Raw genomic sequence first — 13,701 nt, 5'->3', positions numbered from 1 at the left:
CTATGGCATGGCGCATGACGTCGCAGGGGATCAGAGGCGGGGAATTGCTGAGCGCGGGTGCGCGGTTTGCGCCCGCTCCGGGCTTGCTTGCCCGTTTGATGGCCCCCGGTTTTGCAAAGATTCTGGCGCAGGTCGATGCGGGGCTGGAGCGTGGTTCGATCACAGCGTATCTGCCCGACGGCACCACGCGGGTGCTGGGCGGGCGCGCTGCGGGCTTTGATGTCGAAATCCGGCTGAAGGATTGGCGCGCGCTGCTGCGGCTCGCCACTGGCGGATCTGTGGGCTGGTTTCAGGCCTATGAGGCAGGCGAGTGGGAGGCCGACAATCACGCGCACATGTTTGCGCTGATGTCCGACAATGTCCGAACTCTGAAGAACACCGCGCGCAGTTCGGGACTGTTCCGGCTGATCGGCCTGTTCGCGCACCAGATGAACCGCAACGATCGCAGCGGATCGGTGCGCAATATCTCTGCGCATTACGATCTTGGCAATGATTTCTATGAGCAATGGCTCGATCCGAGCATGACCTATTCAAGCGCGCTTGAGGTGGGGGATGACGGGATCGAAGCTGCGCAGCAGCGCAAGCTTTCGGGCATTGTCGCACGACTGGGCGATGCGGAGACGGTGCTGGAGATCGGCTGCGGCTGGGGCGCGCTGGCTGACAGGATCGCCCGCACCGGCGCGCAAGTCACCGCGATCAGCCTGTCGGACGAGCAATTGCGCTGGGCGCGCGAACACGCATCGTCCGGTATCGAATTTCGCAAGCAGGATTATCGCGAAACAACGGGGCAATACGACGCCATCGCCAGCGTCGAGATGGTCGAGGCGCTGGGGCGCGAATACTGGCCGACTTTCATGGATTGCCTCGCGCGCAATCTGAAGCCGGGCGGGCGCGCGGCACTGCAATTCATTTCGATGGCCGATGACGTGTTCGAGGATTACGCCCGCGCCGCCGATTTCATTCAGGCCTATGTCTTTCCCGGAGGCTTGCTGATCAAGGCTTCGGAGTTCCGCGCACTGGCGGCAGAACGCGGACTTTCATGGCGGGATCAGGTCGATTTCGGGCAGGATTATGCCGCCACCTTGCGCATGTGGCGCGAACGGTTTGACGCGGCTGTGGCCGAAGGAAGGCTACCCGACGGGTTCGACGATCGCTTCGTGCGGCTGTGGCGCTATTACCTGTCCTATTGCGAAGGCGGCTTTCTGGCCGGGACAATCGATGTCCATCAGGTTACGCTGGTAAAGAATTGAGACAGGAGAGGGTCTGACATGAAATTGAAGTCACTGGCATCGGGTATCGCGCTGGCGCTGGCACTTGGCGGCTGTGCGACGACCTATACCACGGCTGACGGAGCGAGCGGCGCGGATGCGACGCAGCTTGCCGCTGTGACGATGGTGACGCCGCAGGAGCGTGATCCCTCGCAATTGCAGGTGTTGTTCTGGAGCGATGAACAGCGTTCGGCCCGGTTCCGCGAGATGGAAAACTGGTTTGCCGGGCACGAAGTCCCCGCCGCGCGCCAGCCTCGCCCCTTGCCGCAGGGGGAGGCTCTGCCTGCTGCTTTGGCGCAGAAAATCCGCGCAACCATGCTGGAAACCAACGCCGCCGGGGTGATGGTGTACAAGAACGGCACCGTCCGGTTTGAAGATTACGCGCTTGGCTTTTCGTCCGACCAACGCTGGACCAGCTTTTCGGTGGCCAAGAGCTTCACCTCGACGCTGCTTGGCGCGGCTATTCGCGACGGGTTCATCGCCAGCCTCGATGATCCTGTGACGCGCTATATCCCCGGCCTTGCCGGCTCCGCTTACGAAGGTGTGACGGTGCGCCAGCTCGCCACCATGACAAGCGGCGTAGCCTGGAACGAGGATTACACCGATCCCAACAGCGACGTGGCGCAGATGAACCGCTTCGTCGTCGAATACGGCCCCGAAGCCATCGTCGCCCAGATGCGCGAATTGAAGCGCGAGGCGCCTGCGGGTGAGAAATGGGTCTACAAGACGGGTGAGACGAATTTGATCGGCCTGCTGGTCGAAAATGCCGTCGGCCTGTCACTGGCCGAATATGCGCAGGAAAAGATTGTCGAGCCTGCGGGCTTCGAGAACGGGCTGTTCTGGATGGTCGATCCGCGCGGCGGCAATATCGGCGGGTGCTGTCTGTCGCTGTCATTGGCCGATTACACCCGCATGGGCGTGTTCGCGCTTGAAGGGGGCGGCAACGCCGTGCCTGAAGGCTGGTTTGCCGAAGCGGGCGATTCGCTCGTCGATTTCGGCGATTCGGGATACGGCTATGGCTATCAGTGGTGGACCTATCCCGGCTCTTTCGGCGCGCAGGGGATCTTTGGCCAATCGATCACGATCGTGCCGAGCGAAGAACTGGTGCTGACCGTGGTGAGCAACTGGCCGACTGCGACCAGCAGCGAAAACCGAGCGAAATGGGGCGCGATCGCGGCCGGAATCGCGGCTTCCGATTGAATGGAAGGATGGCCGGGCGACCTTGCCCGGCCTTTCTCACGCCATCGGGCGATAGACGCCGGTGTTGCTGTAACGTTGCAGGATGTTGTCGTGCACGATCGGGCTCAGCAATTCCTCGAAGGCACAGCCGACGATGCAATTGTCCCACCACACGACCTGAGCCTGAAGCGATTCGAGCCCCGGCAGTGTCAGCCAGCAAATCTGGCCTTCGTGCATGCGGTTGATCGATGCGGCAGAAAAGCCGGAAATTGAAAGATCATGGACAACGCTCTGGAACGCACGACCGCCCGATGCCCGTAGCGTGGCGGGAATGGTAAGCCGGGTCCGCGGCGAGCAGCGATCTTCCTGCGCAGCGATACGGTAGCTGTTGTTGTCGGTCGGCATTGCCTCGCAACCTTTTCCAATATGCTCTTTTGGTCTCTGTGCCGGTCTGTGGTCGGACCCTTATTCCACCTGACAGGCTTAGAGATTGATTGCACAAAAAGGTTAACAGCAATGTAAGGGGAAATGGCCGAAGCACCGCATTGGTGCGGTGCCGCGCCGATCAGTCCACGCGTTCGCGGTGCCCGGTGGTGAAATCCTGTTTGAGCAGATCGATCAGGCGGGTCGCCACCGCTTCGGGCGGCTTCACCGTATCGGGCTTTTCTCCGGGATAGGCGCGGGCGCGCATTTCCGTGCGGGTCGCGCCCGGATCGACGATGGCGACACGCAGCGGGCTGAGCTTTTCGACTTCCGCAGCGTAGGTCTGAAGCAGATTGTCGAACGCAGCCTTGGTCGAACCATAAGCCCCCCAGAACGAGCGCGGCGAAGCGCCCACGCTGCTGGTCAGGCCGATGATGCGTCCCGCTTCGGCGCGACGCAGCAGCGGGTCGAACGCCGCAAGCAGCGCCTGAGTCGCGACCACATTGGTCATGATCGCCTGGTTGAACTGTTTGGGGTCGATTTGCGAAAGCGGTGTCAACTCCGGCAGGTAAGCTGCGGAAATCACCATGATATCGAGCGCATCCCACCGCCCGGCGATGGCCGATGCAAGACGCGTCACTGCGTCCGGTTCGGTGAGGTCGATCGGAGCAATGGTGGAGGTGCCGCCAGCGGCGTGGATCTGGTCTTCCACCGCTTCGAGCGCCTTGACCTTGCGCGCGACGAGAATGACGTGCGCGCCTTGTTCGGCAAGAGCAATGGCAGTCGCTGCGCCAATGCCACGGCTCGCGCCGGTAACCAGGGCCGTACGCCCTGCAAGCGGTTTGTTCTCGGTCATGGATCAGGCAGCCTTGGGGTCTACGAAAGGAAGTTCGTCGGACTTGCGATCGCTCAGCGAAAGGTCGGTCAGCGAAGTGGGGTAATCCCCGGTGAAGCACGCGTCGCAGAATTGCGGACACGCCTTGTCCCGACCCTTGGAACCGACGGCGCGGTAAAGTCCGTCAATCGAGATGAAGGCGAGGCTGTCGGCCTTGATGAATTCGCGCATCGCCTCAAGCTCCATGCGCGCGGCCAGCAGTTTGGAGCGTTCGGGCGTATCGACGCCATAGAAGCACGAATGCGCTGTCGGCGGGCTGGCAACGCGGAAGTGCACTTCGCTTGCGCCAGCTTCGCGCATCATTTCCACGATCTTGAGGCTGGTCGTGCCGCGCACGATCGAATCGTCGATCAGAACGATGCGCTTGCCTTCGACAAGGCCGCGATTGGCGTTGTGCTTGCGCTTCACGCCCGAATGGCGCGCCGCGTCCGAAGGCTGGATGAAGGTGCGCCCGACATAGTGCGAGCGGATGATGCCAAGTTCGAACGGCACGCCCGAGCGCTGGGCATAGCCGATTGCGGCCGGAACGCCGCTGTCGGGCACGGGCACCACCAGATCGACATCGCAGGGCGATTCGATAGCCAGTTGCGTGCCGATGGCCTTGCGCGCCTCATAGACGCTTTGCCCGGCAAAGATGCTGTCGGGGCGGCTGAAATACACGTGTTCGAAAATGCACGGCCGCGCGGCAGGCTTGCCGAAGGGATGCGAGCTGGTGATGTTGCCCTCGAAATCGACTTGCAGGATTTCGCCCGGCTCGACTTCGCGGATGAATTCCGCGCCTACGACATCGAAGGCCACGGTTTCGCTGGCGAACACCACGGCATCGCCCATCTTGCCCATCACAAGCGGGCGGATGCCCAGGGGATCGCGGCATGCAATCATGCCTTCGGGCGTCATGACGATCAGCGCATAGGCCCCTTCGACGAAGCGCAACGCGTCGATCAGCCGATCGGCAATGGTGGGATAGCGCGAGGTTGCGACGAGGTGGATGATGACTTCGGTGTCGGAAGTCGACTGGAAGATCGAACCGCGCCCGACCAGATCCTTGCGCAGCGCCATGGCGTTGGAAATATTGCCGTTGTGGGCGATGGCAAAGCCGCCGCTGGCCAGTTCGGCATAGAGCGGCTGCACATTGCGTAAGCCGGCCCCGCCGGTGGTGGAATAGCGGACATGGCCCGCCGCCATCGTGCCGGGCAGTTCGGCAATCGCTTCGGCAGAGGAGAAATTCTCGGCCACATGGCCAAGACCGCGCCGCGAAATGAAGTCCTTGCCGTCGAAACTGGTTATACCGACTGCTTCCTGTCCGCGATGCTGGAGCGCATGCAGTCCCAGAGCCGTGGCTGCTGCTGCCCGTTCGGCCTTGATCGCGCCGAAAATGCCGCATTCCTCACGCAGCTTGTCCCCGTCTTCGTCGAGGAAAGGATGCGTGATATTGCCAGCCGGTGAAATAAATCCGTCGTGTGCCATCGCCGTAATGTGCCCGCTGCGCTGCCCCCGCCGTGGGCGCTCCATGGCGGTGTTACGGTTCAATTACAAGCTTTGTTCGCCGTCGGCTCCTCGCCTTTTTTGATGACCGGACCGTGACAGAGGACGGCGCTTGCCGCGCGGATTACTCACAGGCGCCGGGCACTTGTCCATTGTGCGGGACGGAGCAGCACCTTACAGGCTCGGTTCACATTTCCGCAGCCAGACAACCGGGCATCCATGCTTTCTCCTTTCGAACGAATGATCGCCAAGCGGTATCTGTGGCCGGGCAAGGGCGAGGCTTTTATCGCGCTTGTCGCAGGAATATCGGTCGGCGTTGTCATGCTCTCGGTCGCCATGCTGGTGCTGGTGATGAGCGTGATGGGCGGCTTCCGCTCCGAAATGCTGGAGAAGTTCAGCGGATTGAACGGCCATGCGGTGATCCAGGCCTATGGTGGCGAGCTCGACGGGTGGGAAAGCGTGCTGGAGCAAGTGCGCGCGACCGAAGGCGTTGTCAGCGCATCCCCGCTGATCGAACAGCCACTGCTCGCCAGCTACAACGGCCGGGCCAATGCGATCTTCGTGCGCGGACATACGCAGGAAGATATCGACGCGCTCGCTGACAAGGTGCTGATCGGCGACATGCGCACACTGCAGCCTGATGCCGGGAAAGTAGCCATCGGATCGCGGCTCGCAGCCAATATGGGCGCACGGGTCGGCGACACGATCACGATCATCAATCCGCAAGGGCGCACCACGCCGTTCGGCACTACGATCCGGCAGGTCGGCTACGAGGTCGGGGCGATTTTCGAGATCGGGCTGTACGACTTCGACGAAACCTTCGTGATCATGCCGATGTCCGATGCGCAGACGCTGTTGCTGCTGGGCGATACGGTGGGGCTGATCGAAGTGACCGTGACCGATCCCGACAAGGTCGGCCAGATCCTCGGCCCCGTGGAGCAGACGCTGACGGGCAGGGCGGTGATCGCCGATTGGAAAACGATCAATTCCTCGCTGTTCGAAGCGCTTGAGGTGGAGCGCGTCGCGATGTTCTTCGTGCTCAGCTTCATGGTGCTGGTCGCCTGTTTCAACATTCTGTCGAGCCTCGTGATGATGGTGCGCGCCAAGACGCGCGACATCGCGATCATGCGGACGATGGGCGCGACGCGGCGCAGCCTGCTCAAGATATTCGTGACCACGGGTACGACTGTCGGCGCGCTGGGGACGGTGGCCGGGCTGATCCTCGGTTTCGTGCTGCTGTATTTCCGCAACGGCATCGTTGATGGCATTGCGGCGATCACCGGGGTGCCGATCTGGGATCCGCAGGTGCGGTTCCTCACCAGCCTGCCGGTGCTGGTCGATCCGTGGGAAATCATCGGGATCACCGCGCTGGCGATCGGCATGAGCTTCCTTGCGACGCTGTATCCGGCGTTCAAGGCGTCCAACACCGATCCTGTTCAGGTGCTGCGCTATGAGTGAACCCGCAATGAGTGATCCCATTGTCTCCCTGCGCGACCTGCGGCGCACGTTCGAACAGGGCGGGCAGCGGATCGAGGTGCTGCGCGGCGTCAATCTCGACATAATGCCGGGAGAGATCGTCGCGCTGCTCGGCCCGTCGGGCTCGGGCAAATCGACCATGCTGCAGGCGGTCGGCCTGCTCGAAGGCGGGTTCGAAGGCTCGATTGCGATTGCCGGAGAACGCGCCGAAAAGCTCGCTTCGGACGCACGCACCCGCATCCGGCGCGAACATCTTGGTTTCGTGTACCAGTTCCACCACCTGCTGCCCGATTTCAACGCGACCGAGAATGTGGTGATGCCGCAAATGGTCGCCGGGGTGGACAGGGCAGCCGCGACGGTGCGGGCGGAGCAGTTGCTGACCGATCTGGGTCTTGGCCACCGCCTCACCCACCGGCCCAACCAGCTTTCGGGCGGGGAACAACAACGCGTCGCGGTCGCCCGCGCGCTCGCCAATCAACCGACGCTGGTGCTGGCGGACGAACCCACAGGGAACCTTGACGAGACAACTTCGGACACTGTGCTTGGCCAGTTTCTCGAACTGGTGCGCGGCGAAGGCAGCGCGGCACTGATCGCGACGCATAACGAGCGGCTGGCTTCGCGCATGGACCGGATTGTCCGTCTGCACGACGGCGTGCTCGATTGATTTGAGGCTTGCCACGTCAGGCGGTTCTCCTCATTTTCGCAGGCACGCATTCAGGGGATAGAAAATGACAACCATTGCCGATTTCACCGTCACCACCAATCGCGGCGAGACGCTCGACCTCGCGACCAAGCAGGGCAAGGTTCTGCTGATCGTCAACACCGCGTCCAAATGCGGTTTCACCCCGCAATATGACGGGCTGGAAGAGCTGTATCAGCAGTTCAAGGACAAGGATTTCGAGGTGCTGGGCTTCCCCTGCAACCAGTTCGGTGCGCAGGAGCCGGGCAGCGCCGATGAAATCGCCGAATTCTGCAAGGTCAATTTCGGCGTCACTTTCCCGCTGATGGCGAAAATCGACGTCAACGGCCCTGATGCCTCGCCGCTTTACGACTGGATGAAGAAGGAAAAGAAGGGCCTGATGGGTTCTACTTCGATCAAGTGGAACTTCACCAAGTTCCTGATCGACCGCGAAGGCAATGTCGTGAAGCGGTACGGCCCGCAGGACACGCCCAAGTCGATTGCGCGGGACATCGAAAAGCTGCTCTGATCCGCTCGCTGCCTGTGGAGAATTAGCCGCCTCTGGCGCTTCCGAATCTGCGGGAAATTCCTAGACTGGGGGGATGCCGTTCGCACCCTTCGTCCCCTTGCGCGTCTTGTCGTCCTATTCGATGCTCGAAGGTGCTATCGATCCCAAGGCGATTGCCAAGCTGGCGAAGGAACGCGGCTTTCCCGCCATCGCGATTTGCGACCGCAACGGGCTGTATGGCGCGGTCATGTTCGCAGGCGCGTGCAAGGATGAAGGCGTGCAGCCGATCATCGGCACGCTGCTGGGGGTCGCGCGACCAAATTCGGACGGAACATCGGACGGGCGGCAGGTCGATTACCTGCCGCTGTTCGCTCAGGACGAGGCCGGATACGACAATCTGTGCCATCTCGTCTCCAAGGCGCATCTTGACCGTCCGCTTGAACTGGAGCCGCATGTCGAGCTCGATGCGCTGGAAGGCCATACGGATGGCCTGATCGCGCTATCGGGCGCAGGCGAGGGCGCGCTCACCCGATTGCTGGCGGAATCGCAGACCCCGGCAGCAGAGGCGCTCGCGGATCGTTTGCAGGCGCTGTTCCCGGAGCGGTTGTATATCGAGCTGGCACGGCACGGTGATCCCGTCTGCACCGCAGCCGAAGCAGCCCTGATCGACATGGCCTATGCCCGCGATCTGCCGCTGGTCGCGACCAACCCTTCGAATTTTGCCGAACCGCACATGCACAAGGCGCATGACGCCATGCTGTGCATCGCCAATTCGACCTATATCGACAATGATGATCGGCCCCGCACCAATCGCGACGCTTTCGTAAAATCCGCGCCGATGATGCAGGAAATCTTTGCCGACCTGCCCGAAGCGACTGCCAACACGCTGGTTGTGGCACAGCGCTGCGCCTTTGCGCCGCCCTATCGCGCACCGATCCTGCCCAGCCTTGCAGGCGATCTGGAAGGCGAGGCCAAGATGCTCGCCGAACAATCGCGTGCCGGGCTGGAGGCGCGGCTCGAACCCTATGGCGAAATGCCGGAGGAGGAGCGCAAGGCCTATTTCGAACGGCTCGAATACGAAATCGGCATCATCGTGAAGATGGGCTTTCCCGGCTACTTCCTGATCGTTGCCGACTTCATCCAATGGGCGAAGGAACAAGGCATTCCCGTGGGGCCAGGCCGCGGATCAGGTGCTGGCTCCATCGTGGCATGGGCGCTGACGATCACCGATCTCGATCCGATCAGGCTGGGGCTGCTGTTCGAACGTTTTCTCAACCCCGAACGCGTTTCGATGCCTGACTTCGATATCGACTTCTGCGAAACGCGGCGTGGTGAAGTGATCCGCTATGTCCAGCGCAAATACGGGGCCGATCACGTCGCCCAGATCATCACTTTCGGCAAGATGAAGGCGCGCGCGGTGCTGCGTGATTGCGGGCGTATCCTGCAGATGAGCTACGGCCAGGTGGACCGGCTGTGCAAGATGGTGCCCAACCATCCTACCGACCCGTGGACGCTGCCGCGCGCCTTGAACGGGGCGGCTGATTTCAAAAAGGAATATGACAACGACAACGAGGTGAAACGCCTCGTTGATCTCGCCCTCCAGCTTGAAGGGCTGCCGCGCAATTCCTCCACCCATGCGGCGGGCGTGGTGATCGGCGACCGGCCCTTGTCGCAATTGGTGCCGCTGTACCGCGATCCGCGATCAGACATGCCGGTGACGCAATACGACATGAAGAATGTCGAAAGCTCCGGCCTCGTGAAATTCGACTTTCTGGGGCTCAAGACCCTGTCGGTGTTGCGCAAGGCTGTCGACCTGCTGGCGCTGCGCGGGATCGAGATCGACCTTGGTGAACTGCCGCTTGATGACAAGGCCGTCTATGATTTGATGCAGGACGGTAACACCGTCGGCGTGTTCCAGCTGGAATCCGACGGGATGCGGCGCACGCTGAAGGCGGTGAAGCCTTCCAATTTCGGCGACATCATCGCGCTCGTCTCGCTCTATCGCCCCGGCCCGATGGACAACATTCCGCTGTTCGGCCAGCGCAAGGCGGGCGAAGTGCCGATCGAATATCCGCATCCCAAGCTCGAAGGCATTCTGGCCGAAACCTACGGCATCTTCGTTTATCAGGAACAGGTGATGCAGGCCGCGCAGATCCTCGCCGGATACTCGCTCGGCGATGCAGACCTGTTGCGGCGCGCCATGGGCAAGAAGAACCAGGCCGAGATGGACAAGCAGCGCGCGCGCTTCATCGAAGGCTGCGCCGAGGTGTCGGACATCGAGCCGAAGAAAGCGAACGAGCTGTTCGACTTGATCGACAAGTTCGCCGGCTACGGCTTCAACAAATCGCACGCGGCGGCCTATGCGCTGCTCGCCTATCAGACCGGCTGGCTGAAGGCGCACTATCCGGAAGAATTCTACGCCGCTTCCATGTGTTTCGACCTGCACCAGTCGGACAAGCTGGGTGCCTTCGTCGATGATGCACGGCGCTATCCTGGCGGGGGGATCACCGTACTCCCGCCCTGTGTCAACGCGTCCGAAGCGCGCTTCAGCGTCGAGCAGACCGACGATGGCTATGCGGTGCGCTATGCCCTTGCCGGTATCCGCAACGTGGGTGAAAAGGCGATGGAAGCGCTGGTCGCGGAACGCCTCGCCAACGGGCCGTTCGAAAGCCTGAAAGACCTGTGCGAACGTCTGCCGCAAGGCGCGATGAACCGCCGCCAGCTCGAAGGGCTGGCCTGCGCGGGTGCGCTTGACGCCCTTGAGCCGAACCGCGCGGCGGTGTTCGCCAATGCCGACCTGCTGTTGGCGGTGGCCGACGCCGCGATCCGTGAACGATCGAGCGGGCAGGGCGGTTTGTTCGGCGGCGATCATGCCCCGCAGGAGGATTTGCGCCTGCAACCCACCGATCCGTGGCCGCGCCCCGAACAGATGGCCAAGGAACGCGAGAACTTCGGGTTCTATTTCTCCGCCCATCCGGTGCAGCAATATCGCGAGATCGCCTCGGCGCAGGGGGCGCGGACTTATCAGAGCCTGATGGAAGCGGGCGCACCTCCGGGTGGCCGTGGGCAGGCGGTGATAGCGGCAATGGTCGAAGGCGCGAGCAAGGGGCGGACAAAGCGCGGCGCCGAATTCATCCGTGCCGATTTCTCCGACCCCTCGGGCCAGTTCTCATCGGCCTGTTTCGAGGAATCGCTCGTCACCAAATTCCCCGAATGGGCGCAGAGCGGCGAATGCGTGCTGCTCAATGTCGAGCTTGATTCGCCCAATCCGGGCGAGCCGCCGCGCCTGACGATCCGCAACGCGCGCCCGCTCTCTTCGGTGAGCGGATCGGTAGCGATGCTGCTGAAAGCCGATGTGCTGTCGATCGACGCTCTGGCGGAACTGAAGCTCGAGCTTGAGCACGACCCGAAGGTTCAAGGCGAGGTGCTGATCCGGCTTGTGCTGGGCGATGACGAGTATGCGCATATGCGCCTCGGCAGCGACTTCGTGCTCAATGGCGATCTGGCAGAGCGGCTTTCCGGAGTGCCGGGGATAGAGAACGTCGCGCTCGAACCGCAGCGCGGACGAGCAAACCTCAGGCTGGTGGCCTGAACTCCGCAATTCACCCGCACTAGGCAATTGCCAAGGGCGCTCGCTCCCGCCATTGTTTCCGCCGCAATTCGGCCCGAACACGGGCACATATTCGGGAGAAACCATCACAATGCTCACACAGAACCTTGGCGCGATGCAGGATTGGACCATGCGGATCACCCATGTGATCGATCATGCCGCGCGCGAAGCCGGAGCGCGCGAGATCGTGACGCGCTGGGCCGATGGCAGCGAAACCCGCACCGATTGGGCAGGTATCCGCCGCGACGCGCTGAAAATGGCGCAGGCGCTGGTCGCGCTGGGGATCAAGCCGGGGGAGCGCGTGGCAAGCCTAGCGATGAACCACTCGCGTCACCTCGTCAGCTGGTACGGTGTCGCAGGGATGGGCGGGGTGCTTCACACGGTGAACCCGCGCCTGTTCGACGATCAGCTCGAATACATCGTCAACCACGCCGAAGACCGCGTGCTGTTCTACGATGCCGCGTTCCAGCCCATTGTCGACCGGATGCGAGATCGCTGGACCACGGTTGAGCATTACATCTGCTACGACAGCGGCGAACACTCCCCCGCTTTCGAAGACTGGATCGGCGCGCAGGACGGGAATTACGAATGGTATGCAGGCGACGAGCGCGATCCCTGCATGATCTGTTACACCAGCGGCACCACGGGCAACCCCAAGGGTGTGCAATACGAACACCGCTCCACGGTGATGCACGCTATCGCCGGGCTGCAACCGGCCGCGTTCAATTTCTCCAGTTCGTCGGTGATGCTGCCGGTGGTGCCGATGTTCCACGCGGCCAGCTGGGGTCTGCCCTATGCAGGCGCGATGGCGGGGATCAAGTTCGTCTTCTCCGCCGTCAATGATCCTGCTGTGCTGCACGATCTGATGATCCGTGAAGGCGTGACCGATTCCGCCGGCGTGCCGACCGTTTGGCTCGCGCATTTCCAGTATTGCGACAAGGAAGGGCTCGACCTGCCGCCGCTCAAGGCTGCGACCATCGGCGGCAGCGCCGCGCCCAAGTTCATGATCCGCCGCCTGCTTGAAAACGGCACCCGCGTCCAGCACGCCTGGGGCATGACCGAGACTTCCCCCATCGGCACCGTCGGTGGGCCGACCTGGGATTGGGATACGCTCAGCCTTGATGAGAAGGTCGAGAAATGCGCGATGCAGGGCCGCCCGGTGTTCGGCGTGGAACTGCGCACGGTGGACCTCGACGACATGGCGACCGAGCTGCCGCGTGATGGCGTGACTTCGGGGGCGCTGCAAATCCGGGGGCCGTGGATCATCCGCCGCTATTTCAAGGCCGATCAGGATGCGACCAACAACGAAGGCTGGTTCGACACCGGCGATGTCGGCATCCTCCACCCGGACGGGACGCTGCAACTGACCGACCGGACCAAGGACGTCATCAAGTCAGGCGGCGAATGGATCAGCTCGGTCGAGCTGGAAAACGCCGCTGTTGGCCACCCTGCCGTGGCAGAGGCCGCTTGCGTCGGCATGTTCCACCCCAAGTGGGATGAACGTCCGGTGCTGTTCGTGGTGAAGAAGGAAGGCGCGGATTGCTCGGCCGACGACATTATCGAGCATCTCAAGCCGCTGGTCGCCAAGTGGTGGCTGCCCGATGCGGTGGAGTTCGTCGACGACATCCCGCACACTGCAACCGGCAAGATTTCGAAGAAAGACCTGCGTGAACGCTTCGCCGACTACAAGCTGGAGGGTTAGGCGATGGCGCAATTCTACATCGATCCGTCGCCTGAGAACTTCAAGGCGTTCAAGGACCTGCCACGGGACGAGCCGATCCATATGCTCAACCTGCTGCGGTACCGCGATCTTGCCGAATATCCCGAGGGCCATGAGCACCACGGCAATGGCTGGACCGGGCGGCGCGCCTATCAGGAATACGGCGCCACCAGCGGCCCGATCTTCGCCCGCGTCGGTGGCAAGATTGTCTGGCGCGGTGCGTTCCAGACCATGGTGACGGGGCCGGGCGACAAGGACTGGCACGACGGCTTCGTCGCGCAATACCCGAGCTCGGCCGCGTTTTTCGAGATGATCAAGGACCCGGATTACCAACTGGCCGTGATGAACCGTACGGCGGCTCTGGTGGACAGCCGATTGATGCGGTTTGCTCCGGGGGATGTTGGCGGGGGATTTGGGTAATCGAACCTCCGCTCCCAATCGGATTTGAAGGCCGCGTT

Annotated in this window: 11 protein-coding genes; 8 read left to right on the top strand and 3 right to left on the bottom strand. The window is 62.2% G+C overall.

The window, feature by feature from the left end; all coding sequences use genetic code 11:
• The first annotated feature begins 14 nt into the window (after positions 1–14).
• The gene (locus L1K66_RS11150; RefSeq protein WP_252257951.1) at positions 15–1,250 is read left to right on the top strand and encodes an SAM-dependent methyltransferase; all 1,236 of its coding nucleotides are present in this window, start codon (positions 15–17) and stop codon (positions 1,248–1,250) included.
• Between the two features lie 18 nt (positions 1,251–1,268).
• Entirely contained in the window at positions 1,269–2,468 is a 1,200-nt protein-coding gene (locus tag L1K66_RS11145; protein WP_252257950.1) for a serine hydrolase domain-containing protein, read from the top strand.
• Positions 2,469–2,504: 36 nt separating this feature from the next.
• On the opposite strand, the gene L1K66_RS11140 is transcribed toward L1K66_RS11145, so the two are convergent.
• The 3 genes from L1K66_RS11140 to purF all read right to left on the bottom strand — a co-directional run bounded on the left by L1K66_RS11140 (position 2,505) and on the right by purF (position 5,232).
• Complete coding sequence (locus tag L1K66_RS11140; RefSeq protein ID WP_252257949.1) at positions 2,505–2,852, bottom strand: PilZ domain-containing protein; 348 nt, start codon at positions 2,850–2,852, stop codon at positions 2,505–2,507.
• 160 nt (positions 2,853–3,012) lie between these two features.
• Entirely contained in the window at positions 3,013–3,726 is a 714-nt protein-coding gene (locus tag L1K66_RS11135) for an SDR family NAD(P)-dependent oxidoreductase (protein ID WP_252257948.1), read from the bottom strand.
• 3 nt (positions 3,727–3,729) lie between these two features.
• Positions 3,730–5,232, bottom strand: a complete 1,503-nt coding sequence (gene purF, locus L1K66_RS11130; protein ID WP_034954829.1) for an amidophosphoribosyltransferase — start codon at positions 5,230–5,232, stop codon at positions 3,730–3,732.
• 237 nt (positions 5,233–5,469) lie between these two features.
• Here purF and L1K66_RS11125 point away from each other — a divergent pair, with 237 nt between their 5' ends.
• The 6 genes from L1K66_RS11125 to L1K66_RS11100 all read left to right on the top strand — a co-directional run bounded on the left by L1K66_RS11125 (position 5,470) and on the right by L1K66_RS11100 (position 13,663).
• Positions 5,470–6,708, top strand: a complete 1,239-nt coding sequence (locus tag L1K66_RS11125; RefSeq protein ID WP_034954230.1) for a lipoprotein-releasing ABC transporter permease subunit — start codon at positions 5,470–5,472, stop codon at positions 6,706–6,708.
• A gap of 7 nt (positions 6,709–6,715) precedes the next feature.
• On the top strand, positions 6,716–7,390 hold the full coding sequence (locus L1K66_RS11120) for an ABC transporter ATP-binding protein (protein ID WP_252257947.1): 675 nt from the start codon (positions 6,716–6,718) through the stop codon (positions 7,388–7,390).
• Positions 7,391–7,454: 64 nt separating this feature from the next.
• Positions 7,455–7,934, top strand: a complete 480-nt coding sequence (locus tag L1K66_RS11115) for a glutathione peroxidase (RefSeq protein WP_252257946.1) — start codon at positions 7,455–7,457, stop codon at positions 7,932–7,934.
• A 73-nt stretch (positions 7,935–8,007) separates the two neighbouring features.
• Positions 8,008–11,505 (top strand): DNA polymerase III subunit alpha, encoded by a 3,498-nt coding sequence (gene dnaE, locus L1K66_RS11110; RefSeq protein WP_252257945.1) that lies wholly within the window; start codon positions 8,008–8,010, stop codon positions 11,503–11,505.
• A 109-nt stretch (positions 11,506–11,614) separates the two neighbouring features.
• Positions 11,615–13,225: a long-chain fatty acid--CoA ligase gene (locus L1K66_RS11105; RefSeq protein ID WP_252257944.1), complete on the top strand. Its 1,611-nt coding sequence runs from the start codon at positions 11,615–11,617 to the stop codon at positions 13,223–13,225.
• Positions 13,226–13,228: 3 nt separating this feature from the next.
• Positions 13,229–13,663: a DUF1330 domain-containing protein gene (locus tag L1K66_RS11100; protein WP_252257943.1), complete on the top strand. Its 435-nt coding sequence runs from the start codon at positions 13,229–13,231 to the stop codon at positions 13,661–13,663.
• The last annotated feature ends 38 nt before the right edge of the window (positions 13,664–13,701 follow it).

Source organism: Erythrobacter aurantius, from assembly GCF_023823125.1.
In the GTDB taxonomy this organism is placed as follows: Bacteria; Pseudomonadota; Alphaproteobacteria; order Sphingomonadales; family Sphingomonadaceae; genus Erythrobacter; species Erythrobacter aurantius.
Note: the sequence above shows the minus strand (reverse complement) of the source record. Positions and strands in the feature narration are given on the sequence as shown.

Bases quoted from the DNA above. Each gene is read 5' to 3' on its own strand.
- L1K66_RS11105 (WP_252257944.1), top strand. From the start codon at position 11,615: ATGCTCACACAGAACCTTGGCGCGATGCAGGATTGGACCATGCGGATC.
- L1K66_RS11120 (WP_252257947.1), top strand. From the start codon at position 6,716: ATGAGTGATCCCATTGTCTCCCTGCGCGACCTGCGGCGCACGTTCGAA.
- L1K66_RS11100 (WP_252257943.1), top strand. From the start codon at position 13,229: ATGGCGCAATTCTACATCGATCCGTCGCCTGAGAACTTCAAGGCGTTC.
- purF (WP_034954829.1), bottom strand. From the start codon at position 5,232: ATGGCACACGACGGATTTATTTCACCGGCTGGCAATATCACGCATCCT.
- dnaE (WP_252257945.1), top strand. From the start codon at position 8,008: ATGCCGTTCGCACCCTTCGTCCCCTTGCGCGTCTTGTCGTCCTATTCG.
- L1K66_RS11135 (WP_252257948.1), bottom strand. From the start codon at position 3,726: ATGACCGAGAACAAACCGCTTGCAGGGCGTACGGCCCTGGTTACCGGC.
- L1K66_RS11150 (WP_252257951.1), top strand. From the start codon at position 15: ATGACGTCGCAGGGGATCAGAGGCGGGGAATTGCTGAGCGCGGGTGCG.
- L1K66_RS11125 (WP_034954230.1), top strand. From the start codon at position 5,470: ATGCTTTCTCCTTTCGAACGAATGATCGCCAAGCGGTATCTGTGGCCG.
- L1K66_RS11140 (WP_252257949.1), bottom strand. From the start codon at position 2,852: ATGCCGACCGACAACAACAGCTACCGTATCGCTGCGCAGGAAGATCGC.
- L1K66_RS11115 (WP_252257946.1), top strand. From the start codon at position 7,455: ATGACAACCATTGCCGATTTCACCGTCACCACCAATCGCGGCGAGACG.
- L1K66_RS11145 (WP_252257950.1), top strand. From the start codon at position 1,269: ATGAAATTGAAGTCACTGGCATCGGGTATCGCGCTGGCGCTGGCACTT.